This is a genomic window from Streptomyces sp. NPDC020362, assembly GCF_040642095.1.
Lineage (GTDB): Bacteria > Actinomycetota > Actinomycetes > Streptomycetales > Streptomycetaceae > Streptomyces.
This window is the reverse complement of sequence record NZ_JBFAET010000048.1, coordinates 23,555-38,242: the sequence shown is the minus strand read 5'-3', so window position 1 is coordinate 38,242 and position 14,688 is coordinate 23,555. Positions and strand designations below refer to the sequence as shown.

The 14,688-nt window shown below is 70.5% G+C and carries 13 protein-coding genes; 9 read left to right on the top strand and 4 right to left on the bottom strand.

Going from position 1 to position 14,688, the window contains the following annotated elements:
* Positions 1–3: 3 nt before the first annotated feature.
* Both AB0H32_RS19560 and AB0H32_RS19555 read left to right on the top strand, forming a co-directional pair.
* Positions 4–1,857: a peroxidase family protein gene (locus tag AB0H32_RS19560; RefSeq protein ID WP_361121755.1), complete on the top strand. Its 1,854-nt coding sequence runs from the start codon at positions 4–6 to the stop codon at positions 1,855–1,857.
* Between the two features lies 1 nt (position 1,858).
* The gene (locus AB0H32_RS19555; RefSeq protein WP_361121751.1) at positions 1,859–3,898 is read left to right on the top strand and encodes a serine protease; all 2,040 of its coding nucleotides are present in this window, start codon (positions 1,859–1,861) and stop codon (positions 3,896–3,898) included.
* Between the two features lie 124 nt (positions 3,899–4,022).
* Here AB0H32_RS19555 and AB0H32_RS19550 read toward each other — a convergent pair whose 3' ends face one another.
* On the bottom strand, positions 4,023–4,844 hold the full coding sequence (locus AB0H32_RS19550; protein WP_361121748.1) for a hypothetical protein: 822 nt from the start codon (positions 4,842–4,844) through the stop codon (positions 4,023–4,025).
* Positions 4,845–4,890: 46 nt separating this feature from the next.
* The gene (locus AB0H32_RS19545) at positions 4,891–5,730 is read right to left on the bottom strand and encodes an alpha/beta hydrolase (RefSeq protein ID WP_361121746.1); all 840 of its coding nucleotides are present in this window, start codon (positions 5,728–5,730) and stop codon (positions 4,891–4,893) included.
* Positions 5,731–6,119: 389 nt separating this feature from the next.
* Here AB0H32_RS19545 and AB0H32_RS19540 point away from each other — a divergent pair, with 389 nt between their 5' ends.
* The 3 genes from AB0H32_RS19540 (at position 6,120) to AB0H32_RS19530 (ending at position 8,854) form a co-directional block, all read left to right on the top strand.
* Complete coding sequence (locus tag AB0H32_RS19540; RefSeq protein ID WP_361121744.1) at positions 6,120–7,319, top strand: acetyl-CoA C-acyltransferase; 1,200 nt, start codon at positions 6,120–6,122, stop codon at positions 7,317–7,319.
* A gap of 130 nt (positions 7,320–7,449) precedes the next feature.
* A complete protein-coding gene (locus AB0H32_RS19535) occupies positions 7,450–8,097 on the top strand; it encodes an HAD family phosphatase (RefSeq protein WP_361121742.1) in 648 nt (215 codons plus the stop codon).
* 64 nt (positions 8,098–8,161) lie between these two features.
* Entirely contained in the window at positions 8,162–8,854 is a 693-nt protein-coding gene (locus AB0H32_RS19530; RefSeq protein WP_361121739.1) for a TetR/AcrR family transcriptional regulator, read from the top strand.
* A 21-nt stretch (positions 8,855–8,875) separates the two neighbouring features.
* Here the strand turns inward: AB0H32_RS19530 and AB0H32_RS19525 are convergent, their stop codons facing one another.
* Entirely contained in the window at positions 8,876–9,604 is a 729-nt protein-coding gene (locus tag AB0H32_RS19525) for a TetR/AcrR family transcriptional regulator (RefSeq protein ID WP_361121805.1), read from the bottom strand.
* A 5-nt stretch (positions 9,605–9,609) separates the two neighbouring features.
* On the bottom strand, positions 9,610–10,905 hold the full coding sequence (locus AB0H32_RS19520; RefSeq protein WP_361121736.1) for a helix-turn-helix domain-containing protein: 1,296 nt from the start codon (positions 10,903–10,905) through the stop codon (positions 9,610–9,612).
* Between the two features lie 189 nt (positions 10,906–11,094).
* On the opposite strand from AB0H32_RS19520, the gene AB0H32_RS19515 reads away from it, so the two are divergent.
* Genes AB0H32_RS19515 through AB0H32_RS19500 form a run of 4 tightly spaced genes read left to right on the top strand, consistent with a single transcriptional unit; the run spans position 11,095 to position 14,688 of the window.
* The gene (locus tag AB0H32_RS19515; RefSeq protein ID WP_361121733.1) at positions 11,095–11,853 is read left to right on the top strand and encodes an ABC transporter ATP-binding protein; all 759 of its coding nucleotides are present in this window, start codon (positions 11,095–11,097) and stop codon (positions 11,851–11,853) included.
* On the top strand, positions 11,850–12,656 hold the full coding sequence (locus AB0H32_RS19510) for an ABC transporter ATP-binding protein (protein ID WP_361121730.1): 807 nt from the start codon (positions 11,850–11,852) through the stop codon (positions 12,654–12,656). Before AB0H32_RS19515 ends, AB0H32_RS19510 begins: the two co-directional genes overlap by 4 nt.
* Before the next feature lie 5 nt (positions 12,657–12,661).
* Positions 12,662–13,543, top strand: a complete 882-nt coding sequence (locus AB0H32_RS19505; RefSeq protein WP_361121727.1) for a branched-chain amino acid ABC transporter permease — start codon at positions 12,662–12,664, stop codon at positions 13,541–13,543.
* Positions 13,540–14,688 (top strand): branched-chain amino acid ABC transporter permease, encoded by a 1,149-nt coding sequence (locus AB0H32_RS19500; RefSeq protein ID WP_361121724.1) that lies wholly within the window; start codon positions 13,540–13,542, stop codon positions 14,686–14,688. Before AB0H32_RS19505 ends, AB0H32_RS19500 begins: the two co-directional genes overlap by 4 nt.

Genomic DNA, 14,688 nt, shown 5'->3' with positions numbered 1-14,688 from the left:
GCGATGAGCACGAACCGAGGCGCCCCAAGGCGCTCCCCGGCCGGATACCGCACGTCACTTCCCTGGAGGATCATCACCAGTGCCTCCCAGTACGTCGATCGCCGCATCGGCTGGGACAGACTGCCCGTGGTGGCAGGCCTGCTGACGCTCCTCGGGCTGCGTGTCAGGCTCCGGCAGAAGAACCTGTACGACACCGGCCGGCTGCCCGCGATCAACCAGCCCGAGCCCGCGCCCCCGTCCGCGAGCCACCAGGTCAACCGGACCGCTGACGGCAGCCACAACGACCTGGGCGAGCCGCGCATGGGCATGGCCGGCACCCGCTTCGGCCGCAACATTCCACTGGAGGCCATCGCCCCGGCCGCACCCGAGGACGTACTGTCCGCGCCCAGTCCGCGCGAGGTCAGCCGCGCCCTGCTCACCCGCGACGCTCTTGTCCCGGCCGAATCCGTCAACTCCCTGGTCGCCGCCTGGCTCCAGTTCATGATCCGTGACTGGTTCAGCCACGGCACGAGCCCCACGGACCGGCCCTGGGAGGTTCCCCTGCTGGACGACGACCCCTGGCCCGAACACCCCATGAAGATCATGCGGACCCCCGACGACCCCACTCGTGACCCTCGGGCACCGCGCGGAACGCCCGACACCCGCGTCAATGTGTCCTCTCACTGGTGGGACGCGTCCCAGATCTACGGGAAGAACCAGGCCGAACAGCACCAGCTGCGCACCGGCGAACTGGGCAGGCTGCACCTGTGGGACGACGAGCAGGCCCCCGTCCCCGCCGACCCCTCCCAGGACCCCACCCGCGTTCCCGGCTTCTGGCTGGGCCTCGCCATGATGCAGGACCTGTTCACCCGGGAGCACAACGCGATCTGCGACCACCTGCACGGCGCCTACCCGTCCTGGAGCGACGAGGAGCTGTTCCAGCGTGCCCGGCTCGTCAACTCCGCACTCCTCGCGAAGATCCACACCGTGGAGTGGACACCGGCCGTCATCAGCCACCCCACCACCGTCAAGGCGCTGCGCGCCAACTGGTGGGGCATCGCGGGCGAGCGCGTCCACAACCTGTTCGGGCGCATCAGCGACAGCGAGGTCGTCAGCGGCATCCCCGGCGGCGAGACCGATCACTACGGCGTCCCGTACGCCCTCACCGAGGAGTTCGTGGCGGTGTACCGCATGCACCCGCTGATCCGCGACGAATGGCACCTGCGGGCCGCTGCCGACGACACGACCCTGCGTCACTGCACCCAGCGAGAGATCTCCGGCCCGGGAGCCCTGAAGTTCCTGGAGACCACGGAGATGGCCGACCTGCTCTACAGCTTCGGCACGCTGCACCCGGGACTGGTCACCCTGCACAACTTCCCCAGGTTCCTGCAGGAGTTCGAGCGGCCCGACGGGCAACTGCAGGACCTCGCCGCAACCGACATCCTGCGCTCCCGGGAACTGGGGGTGCCCCGCTACAACGAGTTCCGGCGGCTGCTGCGGCTCAAGCCCGCGGAGAGCTTCACGGAGCTGGCGCACGATCCGGCGTGGGCCGAGCAGATCGAGCGGCTCTACGACGGCGACATCGAGAAGGTGGACCTGATGGTCGGGCTGTACGCGGAGAAACTGCCTGCCGGATTCGCCTTCAGCGACACGGCGTTCCGCATCTTCATCCTCATGGCCTCGCGCCGGCTGAACAGCGACCGGTTCTTCACCACCCACTACACGCCCGAGGTCTACTCCAAGGCCGGGATGGCCTGGATCGACGACAACAGCATGGTCACCGTCCTGCTGCGCCACCACCCCGAGCTGCGCACGGCCCTTGCCGGTCTGACCAACGCCTTCGTCCCGTGGCACAGCGCTGCGCCGGAGGAGCCCTGAGATGCGAGCGACAGATGAGATGCGAGCGACAGAACGGACAGATCGGGAGCGTGCACACCAAGCCGCAGCCGCTGCCGACCGCTACCGTGCCACCAGTGACGAGCGGACGGCCGTAGAGCGGCAGATGGACGCGGGCGTACCTTTCCCCGACTCACGGCAGGCGCTCGCCGCGCGCGCCACGCGTCTGCTGGACCGGCAAGCGGTACCCGCCGCCATGGCCGTGGAGGCCGTGCGCGCGGAAACGCTGACCGCGCCCGACGCCTATGAACGCATCCTCGGGGTGTCCAAGGAACTGCAGGCGTGGAGCTTCCTGCCGCGTGGGACCCGGGCGGCGCGAACCGTGGCCCGGATATCGGTACGGGAGAACGGCCGGGAACTCCCGCTGGGCACCGGCTTCCTGGTGTCGCCGAGCCTGCTGATGACCAACCAGCATGTGCTCACCGACGCGGAGACGGCCCGGCAGTGCTTCGTCGAGTTCGACGCCCAGGTCACCATCGACAACACCCCGCAGCCGTCGACGCGGCTGGAGCTGGACCCGGACACGTTCTTCGTGGTCGACGAGCGCCTGGACTTCGCCCTGGTCATGGTCGCCCCGGACCTGACCGGGCGGCCGCCGGGTGAGACGTTCGGCTGGAACCGGCTCAGCGTCCAGCCGGGCAAGCTGGTCATAGGCGAGTCGGTCAACGTGATCGGCCACCCGATGGGGCGCCTGAAGGAGATCGCCGTCCGCGACAACATGCTCCAGGTGCGGCTCGACGACTTCCTCCACTACAAGACGGACACCGAGCCCGGCAATTCCGGCTCCCCGGTCTTCAACGATCAGTGGGAGGTCGTCGCGCTCCACCACAGCGGGGTGCCGAAGACCGACGACCAGGGGCGCGTCCTTCGCAGGGACGGGCAGGCATGGCAGCCCGGCGACGGCGACGACGCGGTCGACTGGGTCTCGAACGAGGGGGTGCGCGTCAGCTCCATCCTGCGGCAGCTCGCGCAACTGCCACCCGGCGGCCGGACGGGCCCACTGGCGGACATGGGCGTCGAGTCGGGTCTGGGCCCGGTCGAATCCACCTCACCGGCTCCCGCGCCCGCAACCGTCGTACCGCGACCGGGCGCCGCGACGGCAGTCGTGCACACGGGCCTGCGCGCCCGGGAGGGCGCGTTCGGCGGCGAGCGCCATCTGGTCTTCCTGCACGGGCGCTCTCAGGAGCACAAGGACCCGGAAGACCTGCGCCGCGAGTGGGCGGCCGGCCTCAACCAGGGACTTGTCCGTGCCGGGCTCCCGCCGGTCGATCCGGCCGACGCCTGGTTCCCCTACTACGGCGATCGACTGGTGCAGGTGCTCCCGGCGCGGGAGGCTGCGCCGCGTGTCACCGAGGCCACGAGTCTCTCCCCGGCGGAGGCGTTTGCTCCCGCGTCGCCCACGGCCCGGGCGGTGTACGAGGAGATGATCGGCGAGGCCGCCGCCAGGTGGAACATCCCGCAGGAGAGGCAGCCGGACGTCGAACGGATCACCCTGGGCGACATCGTCGGGAGCCTTCACCGGCAGCTGGGCTGGCTGGCCGCGAGGAGCGACCTCGACGCGTGGACCATCGCCCTGATCCTCCATGACGTGGCCGCGTATCTCGACGACCGCCGCGTCAGGGACGCGGTCCTGGACTGTGTGCTGGACACGCTCCCGAAGGAGGGCGAGGTGATACTCGTCAGCCACAGTCTCGGCACGGTGGTCGGCATGGACCTCACCACACGGCTGTCGCCCGCGCGCACGATTCACCTCACCACGGCGGGCAGCCCGCTGGGGCTGGACAGCGTCTACAAGAGGCTGCTCATCGGAGGGCCGACACGCCCCGACACGGTGACGGACTGGCTCAACGCGTGGTGCCCGTCCGACGCGGTGGCCATCGGCTGCCCGCTGGCCGACAACTGGGCGGGCACAGTGAACGACGTCGCCGTCATCAACGCCCGCGACCGGGCCCACAGCATCGTGGAGTACCTCTCCCACCCCGAGGTCGCCGGGGAGATCGGCGCCCGCCTCAAGCTCAGCTGATCGCGGGCACCGCGATCCCGGTCGCGCATCCGACACCGCTCCCGGCTTCGGCCACGGCCCTCTCGCCGACCGTGGCCGTCGGCTCCAGCAGATCATGCACGTCGAGGAAGGGCAGGAAGCCCGGTCAGCTCAGCTTGAGAAGACCGGCTTCGACCACGGCGCGGCCGAAGGGGCTCGCGAGTTCGGCGAGACGCTCACAGCCGACGTCACCGAGTGCGGCGTAGGCGGGAAGGGCCAGGCGGTCGGTGCGGTCCTCGATGTGCCGGCGCAGCTTGACGCCTTCGGTGCCGAGGGAGTCGCCGTCGAGGAGACCTCGCCCGCGCAGGCGCTCCTGGGTGCCGGCCCACTCCTCCTCGGGCCATGCGCGGCTCGCCTTGAGGAAGTCGACGGGAACCTCACCGGTGGCGGCGTGCAGGATCAGGGCTTCCAAACCCCCGATGCCCTCGCTCAGCAGGCACGCGACATGGGCGTCTCCACGGAACTCCCGGAGCAGCGTCTGGGCGTGCCACAGCTGCAGCACCGGCTCCTGCGGCCACGGCAGTGCGGCATGCGCGGCGAACAGCGGTCGTCCCTGCGCATGTTCGCAGGCCGCCTCGGCGGCCCGGCGGGTCAGCGCGAGGACCTCGTCCATCTCGGGCAGTTCGTGGATGCCTGCCCTCCGCAGGGCTTCGCCCGCCGCGGCGTAGCGGGCGTCCAGCACCTTTTGCGGCGTCGTTGCGTCCCAGGCCCCGTCGACCGCCTGCCGTACGAAAGCGGGGTTGAAGTTGTAGAAGGTCGAGATGATCAGCTCGGCGGATGCCCGGCCGAACGCGGCACTGCGGGAGGCGAAGTACCCGGCGCGTCCGCTCAGTCCGAGGTCCGCGTACCGTCGCCTTGCCTCGGGAGCGAAGTAGATCATGCCGTGTACGGGCTCGAGGCGGCGCCAGGCCGCGTGCGCTGTCTTCATCGGGTCACCTCTCCGGAGAGTCGACGAACGGGGTGTTCGCTGTGGCTCATTGCTCGCCGTGCGCTCGCAGATGGTCCAGCAGCAGGCGGCTCAGCGTTTCGGGTGCTTCCTCGGGGACCCAGTGGCTGACGCCCTGGAGGGTCTCGAACCGGTACGGCCCGCCGACCCAACGCCCGGTCTCCTGTGCCGCCGCCGGGCCGAAGGCGCTGTCCTCCGTGCTCCAGGTGTACAGCGTGGGCACGTCGATGACGCCGATGGCGCCGTCGGGGCGGCCGGCCCGGTACCAGTTCAGCGCGGCGGTGAGAGCGCCCGGCCGGGACAGGTGCCGTACATAGGCCTCGGTACTCTCCTGCGGCACCTTTCCGGCGTAGAGGGCGCGAAGCTCCTGGGCATCGTGGGCCAGCATGCGCTCCTCGGTCGCGGGCGTTTCGCGCCAGTCGATCATGTAGTGCGAGCGCTTGCGCTGGTCCTGGTCGGTGCGCAGGGCGGTGGCCAGAGCGCCGGGGTGCGGTGTCGAGACAACCGTCAGGGTGCGTACGCGGCCGGGGTGGGCATCGGCGGTCCACCAGGCCACCGCGCCTCCCCAGTCGTGGCCGACCAGGTCGAACGCGGCCCAGCCCAGTGCCTCCGCGATCGCGACGACGTCGTCGACGAGAAGGCTGATGCGATAGTCCTCGGGCCGCAGGGGGCGGGCGCCGGGGGAGTACCCACGCTGGTCGGGTGCCACGACCCGGTAGCCGTGCGCGGCCAACGCCTCGATCTGCCGTTGCCACACCAGCCCCGTCTGCGGGAAGCCGTGCAGCAGCAGCACCGGGCGGCCCTCGGGCGGCCCCGCGACGATCGCGTCGAACACGCCCGCACCGGTGGAGATGCTCAGCCCGGTCACGATCCACTCCTTCATACCGACTGGTCGGTAGCCTTGAGGTAGAGGAGCGCGCTGTCAAGAGCGCGAGTGTGCGGGCATCCCCTCGACGGAAGCCGTGCACGGTGCGTCGGCGCCCTTCGAGCCGGGTCGCCACCCCGCGGTGATCCGAGCATCCGGGAGGGGCTTTCTTGAACATGACGCCGGATTCAACTATAACGGATCGGGAGGCCGACTCCCGTCACTGGCCATGGCTCATGTCATCGGCTGCCGGAGGAGACGGTCAACGAGACGTCGCCGCGCCGCAATGGCGTTCGGCACGCCTACCGGTATCGAGCCCGGCTCGCGAAGCCCGGAGTTCCGGCCTCGAAGCTCCCCCGGCGAACCGGACCGACAGGAATCAGTGAGGCGACATGAGGGAAGCAGTCATCGTTTCGACGGCACGGACGCCGATCGGAAAGGCCTACCGCGGTGCATTCAACGACACCCAGGCGCAGGAACTTGCCGCCCATGCCCTGTCTCACGCCGTGCAGCGTGCCGGGCTCGAAGGAGGCGAGGTCGAGGACGTGATCCTCGGCTGCGCCGTGCAGCAGGGCTCCTCCGGTGGCAACGTCGCGCGTCAGGCCGCTCTTCGCGCCGGGCTTCCGGACAGTGTGTCGGGGATGTCGATCGACCGGCAGTGCTCGTCGGGCCTGATGGCCGTTGCGACGGCCGCCAAACAGATCGTCGCGGACGGCATGCAGATCGCTGTCGGCGGCGGTGTCGAGTCGATCTCCTTGGTGCAGAACGACCGCATGAACACCCACCGCATGGCGGATCCCTGGCTGGTCGAGCACAGGCCGAGCATCTACATGCCGATGTTGCAGACGGCGGAGATCGTCGCCGAACGCTACGGCGTGAGCCGGGACCGCCAGGACGCGTTCGCGCTGGTGTCACAGCAGCGCACCGCGGCGGCGCAGGAGGCCGGCCTGTTCGACCGGGAGATCGTTGCCCTCAACAGCGTCAAGAAGGTTGTCGACAAGCAGTCCGGGGAGGCGCGCAACGAGGAGGTCACCCTGACCCGGGACGAGGGCAACCGCGCGTCGACGACGCTCGAAGGCCTGGCCGGCCTGGCGCCGGTGCTCCCCGACGGCCAGGTGAGCGCGCGTTCCAGCGTGACGGCGGGCAACTCCTCGCAGTTGTCGGACGGGGCTTCGGCGTCGGTGTTGATGGAGTCGAAGGAGGCCGAACGCCGAGGCCTGGAACCGCTGGGCGTCTACCGGGGTATGGCCGTTGCCGGTTGCGGGCCGGACGAGATGGGCATCGGCCCGGTGTTCGCCATTCCGAAACTGCTGAAGCAGCACAACCTCACCATCGACGACATCGGCCTGTGGGAACTCAACGAGGCGTTCGCTTCCCAGGCGCTGTACTGCCGTGACGAACTGCGGATCGACCCGGAGCGGTTCAACGTCAATGGCGGCGCGATCTCGGTCGGCCATCCGTACGGAATGACCGGTGCCCGCCTGGTGGGGCATGCCCTCATCGAGGGCAAGCGCCGTGGTGCCCGGTACGTGGTGGTCTCGATGTGCGTCGGCGGCGGAATGGGCGCAGCCGGGCTGTTCGAGATCGCCTGAGATCGGCATTCCCGCCGGATACGGGCGGCAAGGACCGGCCCAGGGCACGGCACTCGGGGCACTTTCCGAAAGTCGGCGGAACATGGCTGCCGTCGCGTGGGTGACGGTGAGCGGAGGGCGAGAGAGAGGCGTGGACACTGTGTCGAACGTACGGGAAAGGACCCGAACCGCGGTCCTGGTGGACTTCGGCGGGGTCATCACCTCCAGTGTGCTGCGGGCTTTCACCGACTTCGGCGCCTCGCTCGGCGCCGACCCGCGCCTGCCGTTGGACCTCCTTCGCCGGGACCAGCCGTCGCGCACCCTCCTCGCCGACCACGAATGCGGCCGTATCGACACCGAAGCGTTCGAGCGGGGATTCGCCGAACGCCTCCGCGTTCACGGCGCCGACGTTTCGGCCGAGGGGCTCACAGACCGGATGCAGGCGGGGATGTCGATCGACCAGGACATGCTCGCGCTGCTCGGTGATCTACGGGCCGCCGGCCGTCCTGTTGCGCTCGTATCCAATTCGTTCGGCACCGGAACCTACGACGGCGTCGACCTCGCTGCTGTTGCCGATGTGGTCGTCATCTCCGCCGAGGTCGGGATCCGCAAGCCTTCCCGACGGATCTACGCGATCGCATGTGAACGCCTCGGCATCGCCCCCGAGGAGGCAGTCATGATCGACGATCTCCAGCAGAACCTCGACGGAGCGGCACGGATCGGAATCGGCGGCGTACTGCACACCAGCGCCGCCGACACCCGTCGCCAACTCGCCGACCGCTTCGGGATCACCGGCTGAGCGAGAGATCCACCCGCTGTGCACATTTGTGACTATGGCGTCGGATTCAACTAAAGTTCCCGGGGTGGACACCACTGCGCACGAGGAGACCGACGGCGAGAAGGCACCGCCCATGGCGCCCCTCTCGCACCTTCGCGAGCCGCCCACGACGAAGCGGGGAGCGCGGACACGGGCCGCTCTGGTGAAGGCCGCGCGGAAGGTGTTCGAACGGGACGGCTACCTCGATACCCGCCTGACCGACATCACCAAAGAGGCTCACTGCGCGGCGGGATCCTTTTACACCTACTTCGCCAACAAGGAAGAGGTGCTCGCCGCCGTCCTCCTGGAGGCGCAGGAAGACATGATGCACCCCGGTATGGGGCGGGTGCAGGACACCGACGATCCCCATGCGGTACTCGAGGCGAGCAATCGCGCGTATCTCGGGGCGTACAAGCGGAACGCGAAGCTGATGGCCTTGCTGGAGCAGGTCGCCCAAGTGGAGCCGGAGTTCCGTGAGTTCCGAAGCAGGCGGGCCGACGCGTTCATCCGCCGCAATGCCCGCGGCATCGCCGACCTGCAGGCCCGGGGTTTCGCAGACCGTGGGGTCGATCCGATGATGGCCTCCCGTGCGCTGTCGGGCATGGTCAGCGTCATGGCCTACAACACCTTCGTGCTCGGCCAGCGCCAAGAAGCAGGTGTGCCGGTGGACTTCGAGGGTCTCGTGTCCACGGTCACCCGGCTCTGGGCGAACGCCCTGCGGTTTCCCGGCCACTGCTGACCCGGCCGTGCGCCGGGCGTCTCACCCGGGCGGTGCCGACAGATGGATCAGGATGCCGCACACCTCGTCCACGATCTCCCGGGCCTCCGCCTCGTCCCCGCAGTCGCCCAGCTCGCGGGCCGCTCCTCCGATGACGGTGGTCAGTACGCTCACCCGGACCCGGCCGGCGCGTCGCCGCTCGTCCACCTCCAGCAGCCGGGCGTTGCGCCGTACCCATGCGCGGTCCCACTGGCGGCGCAGCGCGTCGAAGCCGGAGGGGCCGTCGTCCCCCACGAGGAGTCTGCCGAGCCTCCGATTGTCCCAGGCACCCTCCAGGTACGCCCTGGCTCCCGCCACGAAGAGGGCGATGGGGTCCTCCACACCACGGCTGCGCTCGGAGGCCAGCGTGGCCGCGGTCCGGCGCTCCTGCTCCTCCCGGAACTCCTCCCAGAGGGCGAGGTAGAGCCCTCGCTTTCCGCCGTAGTGCTGGAAGAGACTGCCCACCGGGATGCCGGAGCGCGCCGCGATCTCGGTGAGACCGGCGTCGGTGTAACCGCGCTCGGTGAACACCTCCAGCGCGGCGTCCAGCAGTGCACGCCGGACCGTCCGCCCCTGCCCGGGGTGCCCCTCCGGCAGCTCCATGTCACCCTGTCCGGCGTCCCGATCCGGCAGCCCCATGTCACCCTGTCCGGCGTCCCGATCCGGCAGCTCCATGCCCCTCTGCGCGCCCGGCAGCTGACCTGCCGCCTCGGTCCCGGCGGACTCCACCATGCCGCTCACTGGCAATCCTCGCCTTCTCCGGCGCCGTCGCGGATGGCGAGGGCGACCAGTAGTTCCAGGAGGTCGGCGATCCGGCGCGGATTGCGGCCGGTGCGTTCCTCGATCCGGCGCAGCCGGTAGTGCGCCGTGTTGTGGTGCACCCGCAGCCGGTCGGCGGCCAGCCGCAGATTGAGGTCCGCCTCCGCGAAGGCCCGTATGGTGGCGGCCAGCGTGTCGCCGCGTCTGCGGTCCTCCGCCAGCAGCACACGCACCCGGGGATCGACCAGCTGGCGGGCGAGGTCGTCGGCGCGCAGCGCCAGGTAGTCGAACGGGGACAGCCGCGGCAGCGCGGCCACCCCGCCCCCGCTCGGCACCAGGTCGAGAGCGGCCCGCGCCTCCGCGTACGCGCGCGGCAGTTCGGACGCGCCCCGGGCGACCGTGCTGATGCCCATGCAGAGCGTGGTGCCCTTCCGCGCGAGCCGCTCCTGCACGGCCTCGAAGTGGGCGCATATGTCGTCTGCGTCCATGCCGGCCCGGAGCACGGGCACGGCCACCACCTCGCCGTGGCGCACGACGACCAGGGTCCGGCCGGCCCAGGGCCCGGCGACGCTGATCGACGCGCTGGTGGCATATCCGTTCTCGGCGGAGGTCAGGTCACCGGTGCGGGTGTCGCCGACGCACACCGCCACGACCGCCATCATCGGTGAGCGCGGCCCGATGCCGTAGGCCTGCGCGGCGGCGAACAGCGGACCGCGCGCCGGCGCCACGCCCGCCAGGAGCTGGTCCAGGAGATCCCGGCGCTCCCGGTCCGCGTCCGCCACCACGTGCTGCTGGTACTCGACGTAGGCCTGCGCGGCATGGGTGCTGGCGTAGTCGACGTACCGCATCAGCGGGGTGACGAGGGACAGCGCGGCCTGCTGGCCCTCGGCGGACGTGCCGGCGCAGTCCAGCAGCGCGTCCCACATCACCTGCCGGCCGACCCGGAAGGCACTGATCCAGTCCTCGAGGGCGAACCCCGCGCGGGCTCGGCGCATGGCTGCCACCCGACTGAAGACCAGGTCTTCCGGAGCGATGTCGCGGTCGCCCGCCAGTGCCGCCAGCTGCATCCGGTAGTGCTCGAGCACCTGCTCCCGAACCTCGTCGAAGAACCGTTCGTCCTGCAGTGCGTACGAAGGGATCTCCGCGCGCATCACCTCGACGGCGGTCTCCGCCACCTCCTCGACCCGGTCGTGGACGGTGTGCAGGATCCGCCGCCGCTCCCGGCGGAGCGGTTCGGAGAATGGGGGAGGGCCTGGAGCAGGACCGCGAGGCATGGCGCCGATCGTCGCCGTCCGCCTCGTGCTCCGTCAACAGGCTCGGCGTGAGACATCTCCCGGCACCTGTGCGTGGCGCACAGTTCGGCGACCGGCAAGTTGGGTGCTCACACCCAATGTGCGCCGGGAACGCCCCCACCTACTGTGACGCTCGCCCACCCCCCCAGCACGTCGGAAGGGGCGTCACTCATGCTCGCGGTCGACGGTATCACCGTGCGCTTCGGCGGGATCACGGCATTGGACGGTGTCGCGTTCACCGTCGAGCCGGGCACCGCCGTGGGGCTCATCGGGCCGAACGGAGCCGGCAAGACCACCTTGTTCAACTGCCTCACCAGGCGCTGCACTCCCGATGGGGGAGACGTGCGGTTCGAGGACGAGGACCTGCTGGCCCTTCCTCCGCACTCCGTGGCCGGGCGCGGTATCGCCCGCACCTTCCAGAACCTGGGCCTGTTCCCGCGGCTCACGGTCCGGGAGAACGTCATGGTCGGCGCCCACAGCCGGGGGCGCATCGGACACCTCGCCGCGGCGCTCCGGCTGCCCCGCGTCCGGCGGGAGGAGAGGGAACTACGTGAGCAGGCGGACCACTTGCTGCAACGGCTCGGCCTGGCGGACGTCGCCGATCACCCCGCCTCCGGGCTGCCGTTCGGCACACTCAAACGCGTCGAACTCGCGCGGGCGCTCGCGGTACGGCCCCGGCTGCTGCTGCTCGACGAACCCGTCAACGGGCTCAGCCACGGCGAGGTCGGCCAATTCGCGGATCTGGTCCGGTCGGTGCGCCGGGAGTTCGACCTCACGCTCGTGGTGGTCGAACACCACATGGGGTTCGTGATGGGCCTGTGCGAGAAGGTGGTCTGCCTCGACTTCGGCCGCAAGATCGCCGAGGGCTCGCCGGAGGAGATCCAGCGCGACCCGGCGGTCGTCGAGGCGTACCTGGGGGCGGCCGCATGAGCGAGCCCACCACCGACCGCGCCGAGTCCCGGGCGAGTACGGAGCCCGACTTCCTGAAGGTCTCCGGTCTGCACGCCGGATACGGTCAGGCCCGCGTGCTGCAGGGCCTCGACTTCTGCGTCGCCCGCGGCGAGGTGTGCGCGATCCTCGGACCGAACGGCGCGGGCAAGACGACGACGCTGCGGGCTCTGAGCGGCATGGTCCGCGGCCGCGGCTCGGTCACCCTGAACGGCACCGAGCTGCTTGGCCGCTCGCCCGAGCAGGCCGCCGGGCTAGGCGTGGCGCACGTCCCCGAGGGCCGGGGCACGTTCAACGAGCTGACCGTCGAGGAGAACCTGCGCATCGGCGCCCACCTGCGCACCGGCCCCCGGTGGCGGGGCCGCGCCGAGCGTACGGCCGTGGCGGCAGACCTGGAACGGATCTACGGCCACTTCCCCAGACTGCGCCAGCGGTCGCGTCAGCCCGCCGGCAGCCTCAGCGGCGGGGAGCAGCAGATGCTCGCCATCGGCAGGGCGCTGATGCTGCGGCCCTCACTGCTGCTTCTGGACGAGCCGTCCCTGGGCCTCGCGCCGCTGGTCACGCGCGAGCTGTTCGAGATAGTCCGTGCCGTCAACGAGGAGGAACGCACCACGGTGGTGGTCGTCGAGCAGAACGCCCAGCTGGCGCTGGGCATCGCCCACCGGGCGCACGTACTGGAGGCCGGACGCCTGGTGCTGTCCGGACCGGCCGCTCAGATCCGTGAGGACGGGCAGGTCGCCGAGGTGTACCTCGGCGTCTCCGTCCGCACCCGGAAGGCCGGGTGAGCGCCGTGACCGATCTGCTCCAGCAAGTGGTGGAAGGACTGGGCTCCGGCGCGGTGTACGCCAGCCTGGCGCTGGCCCTGGTGCTGATCCACCGGTTCACGGGGATCGTCAACTTCGCGCAGGGCGAGCTGGCCATGCTCTCGACCTACGTCGCCTGGCAGCTGGTGGCGTCCGGGATGCCGTTCTGGCTGGCACTGCCGGTCACCCTCGCGGTGTCCTTCGCCGGCGGCATGCTGGTCGAGCGGATCGTCATCCGTCCCGTGCAGGGCGCGCCCGAGCTGACGGTGGTCATCGTCACGGTCGGCCTGTTCATCTTCGTCAACGCGCTGGCCGGCCTGATCTGGTCGTTCACCGTGAAGGACTTCCCGCAGCCGTTCCCCGACGGCGGGATCCACCTGGCGGGGGTGCGTGTGGACTGGTCGACGCTCGGGATCCTCGGCGTGGTGGCCGTCGTGATGAGCCTGCTGTATCTGCTGTTCCAGCACACCTCCCTCGGCCTGGTGATGCGGGCGGTCGCCTGCAACCCGGCCTCCGCCCGGCTGTCGGGCATCCGGGTGAGCCGGGTCCTGATGCTCGGCTGGGGGCTGGCCGCGACGGTCGGCGCGGTGTCGGGCGTGCTCGTCGCCCCGGTGCTGTTCCTGGAGCCCAACATGATGGGCGGGGTGCTGATCTACGCGTTCGCCGCGGCCACCCTCGGAGGCTTCGACAGCCCGGTGGGCGCGGTCGTCGGCGGCCTGTTCGTGGGCGTCGCCGAGACGCTGACCGGGGCGTACGTGGACGTGGTCGGTGCCGATCTGAAAGTGGGTGTCCCCCTGGTGATCATTCTTGCGGTGCTGCTGGTGCGGCCCCAGGGCCTGTTCGGACGGGCGGCGGTGGAGCGCGCATGAGCACGATCACAGCGGCACTCGGCACCGACCGGGTCCGGCGGCTGCGGGCCGCCCTCACCGTGCTGCTCGCGGCGGCGCTCGCCGTCGGCGCGCCCTTCTACTTCGCCCCCTTCCAGGTCTTCCAGCTGACCATGGTGCTCCTGTACGCCGTGGCACTGGCCGGCCTGAACCTGCTGGCCGGCTTCGGCGGGCAGATCTCGCTCGGGCACGGCGCGTTCTTCGCGGCGGGGGCCTACACGGCGGCTGTCATGCTCGACCGGTACGACACCGGCCACCTGGCCACGCTGCCGGTCGCGGCCGCCGGATGCTTCCTGCTGGGCCTCGGGTTCGGAGTGCCGGCCCTGCGGCTGAGCGGGCTGTACCTGGCCCTGGTCACTCTCTCGTTCGCGGTGTTCCTGCCGCCCTTGCTCAAGCGGCTCGAACCGGTGACGGGTGGCTCCATGGGCCTGACCGTGGACAAGCTGCAGCCGCCCGCGTGGAGCGGGCTTGCCGAGGACCAGTGGATGTACTTCGTCGTCCTCGCCGTCACCGCGGTGGCCCTGCTGCTCGCCCGCAACCTGCTGCGGTCCCGGGTCGGCCGGGCACTGCTCGCCGTGCGGGACAACGAGAGCGCCGCCGAGGTCATGGGCGTGCGGCTGTCGCTGCACAAGACCCTCGCCTTCGCGTGGAGCGCGATGTTCGCGGGCGTCGCCGGGTGTCTGTACACCTGGGTCATCGGCTTCGTCTCGCCCGACTCCTTCGGCTTCGTTCTGTCCGTCACCCTGCTGGCCGGCCTGGTGGTCGGGGGGCTCGGCTCGCTGTACGGCCCCCTGCTGGGGGCGGCGTTCGTGATGTACGTGCCGAGCGTGTCCCAGGACGTCAGCGAGGCGGCACCGGGAGTGGTGTTCGGCCTGCTGATCATCACGGTGATGTTCGTGGCCCCGACGGGACTGGCCGGACTGCCGGGCCGTGTCCTGGGCGCCGTCGCCCGTCGCCTGCCCCGCACTCCTGCCGCCCTCCTCCGGACGCCGGAGGCCGGATCCGCGCCCGGTGCGGAACCGGAGTCCCGGGCCGAATCCGCAACCGCCGTGACCCTCGACCCTGCGGACCCCGCAGGTGCCGACGCCGAACCCGTGGGCGCACCGCCCCGCACGGAAAAGGAGTGA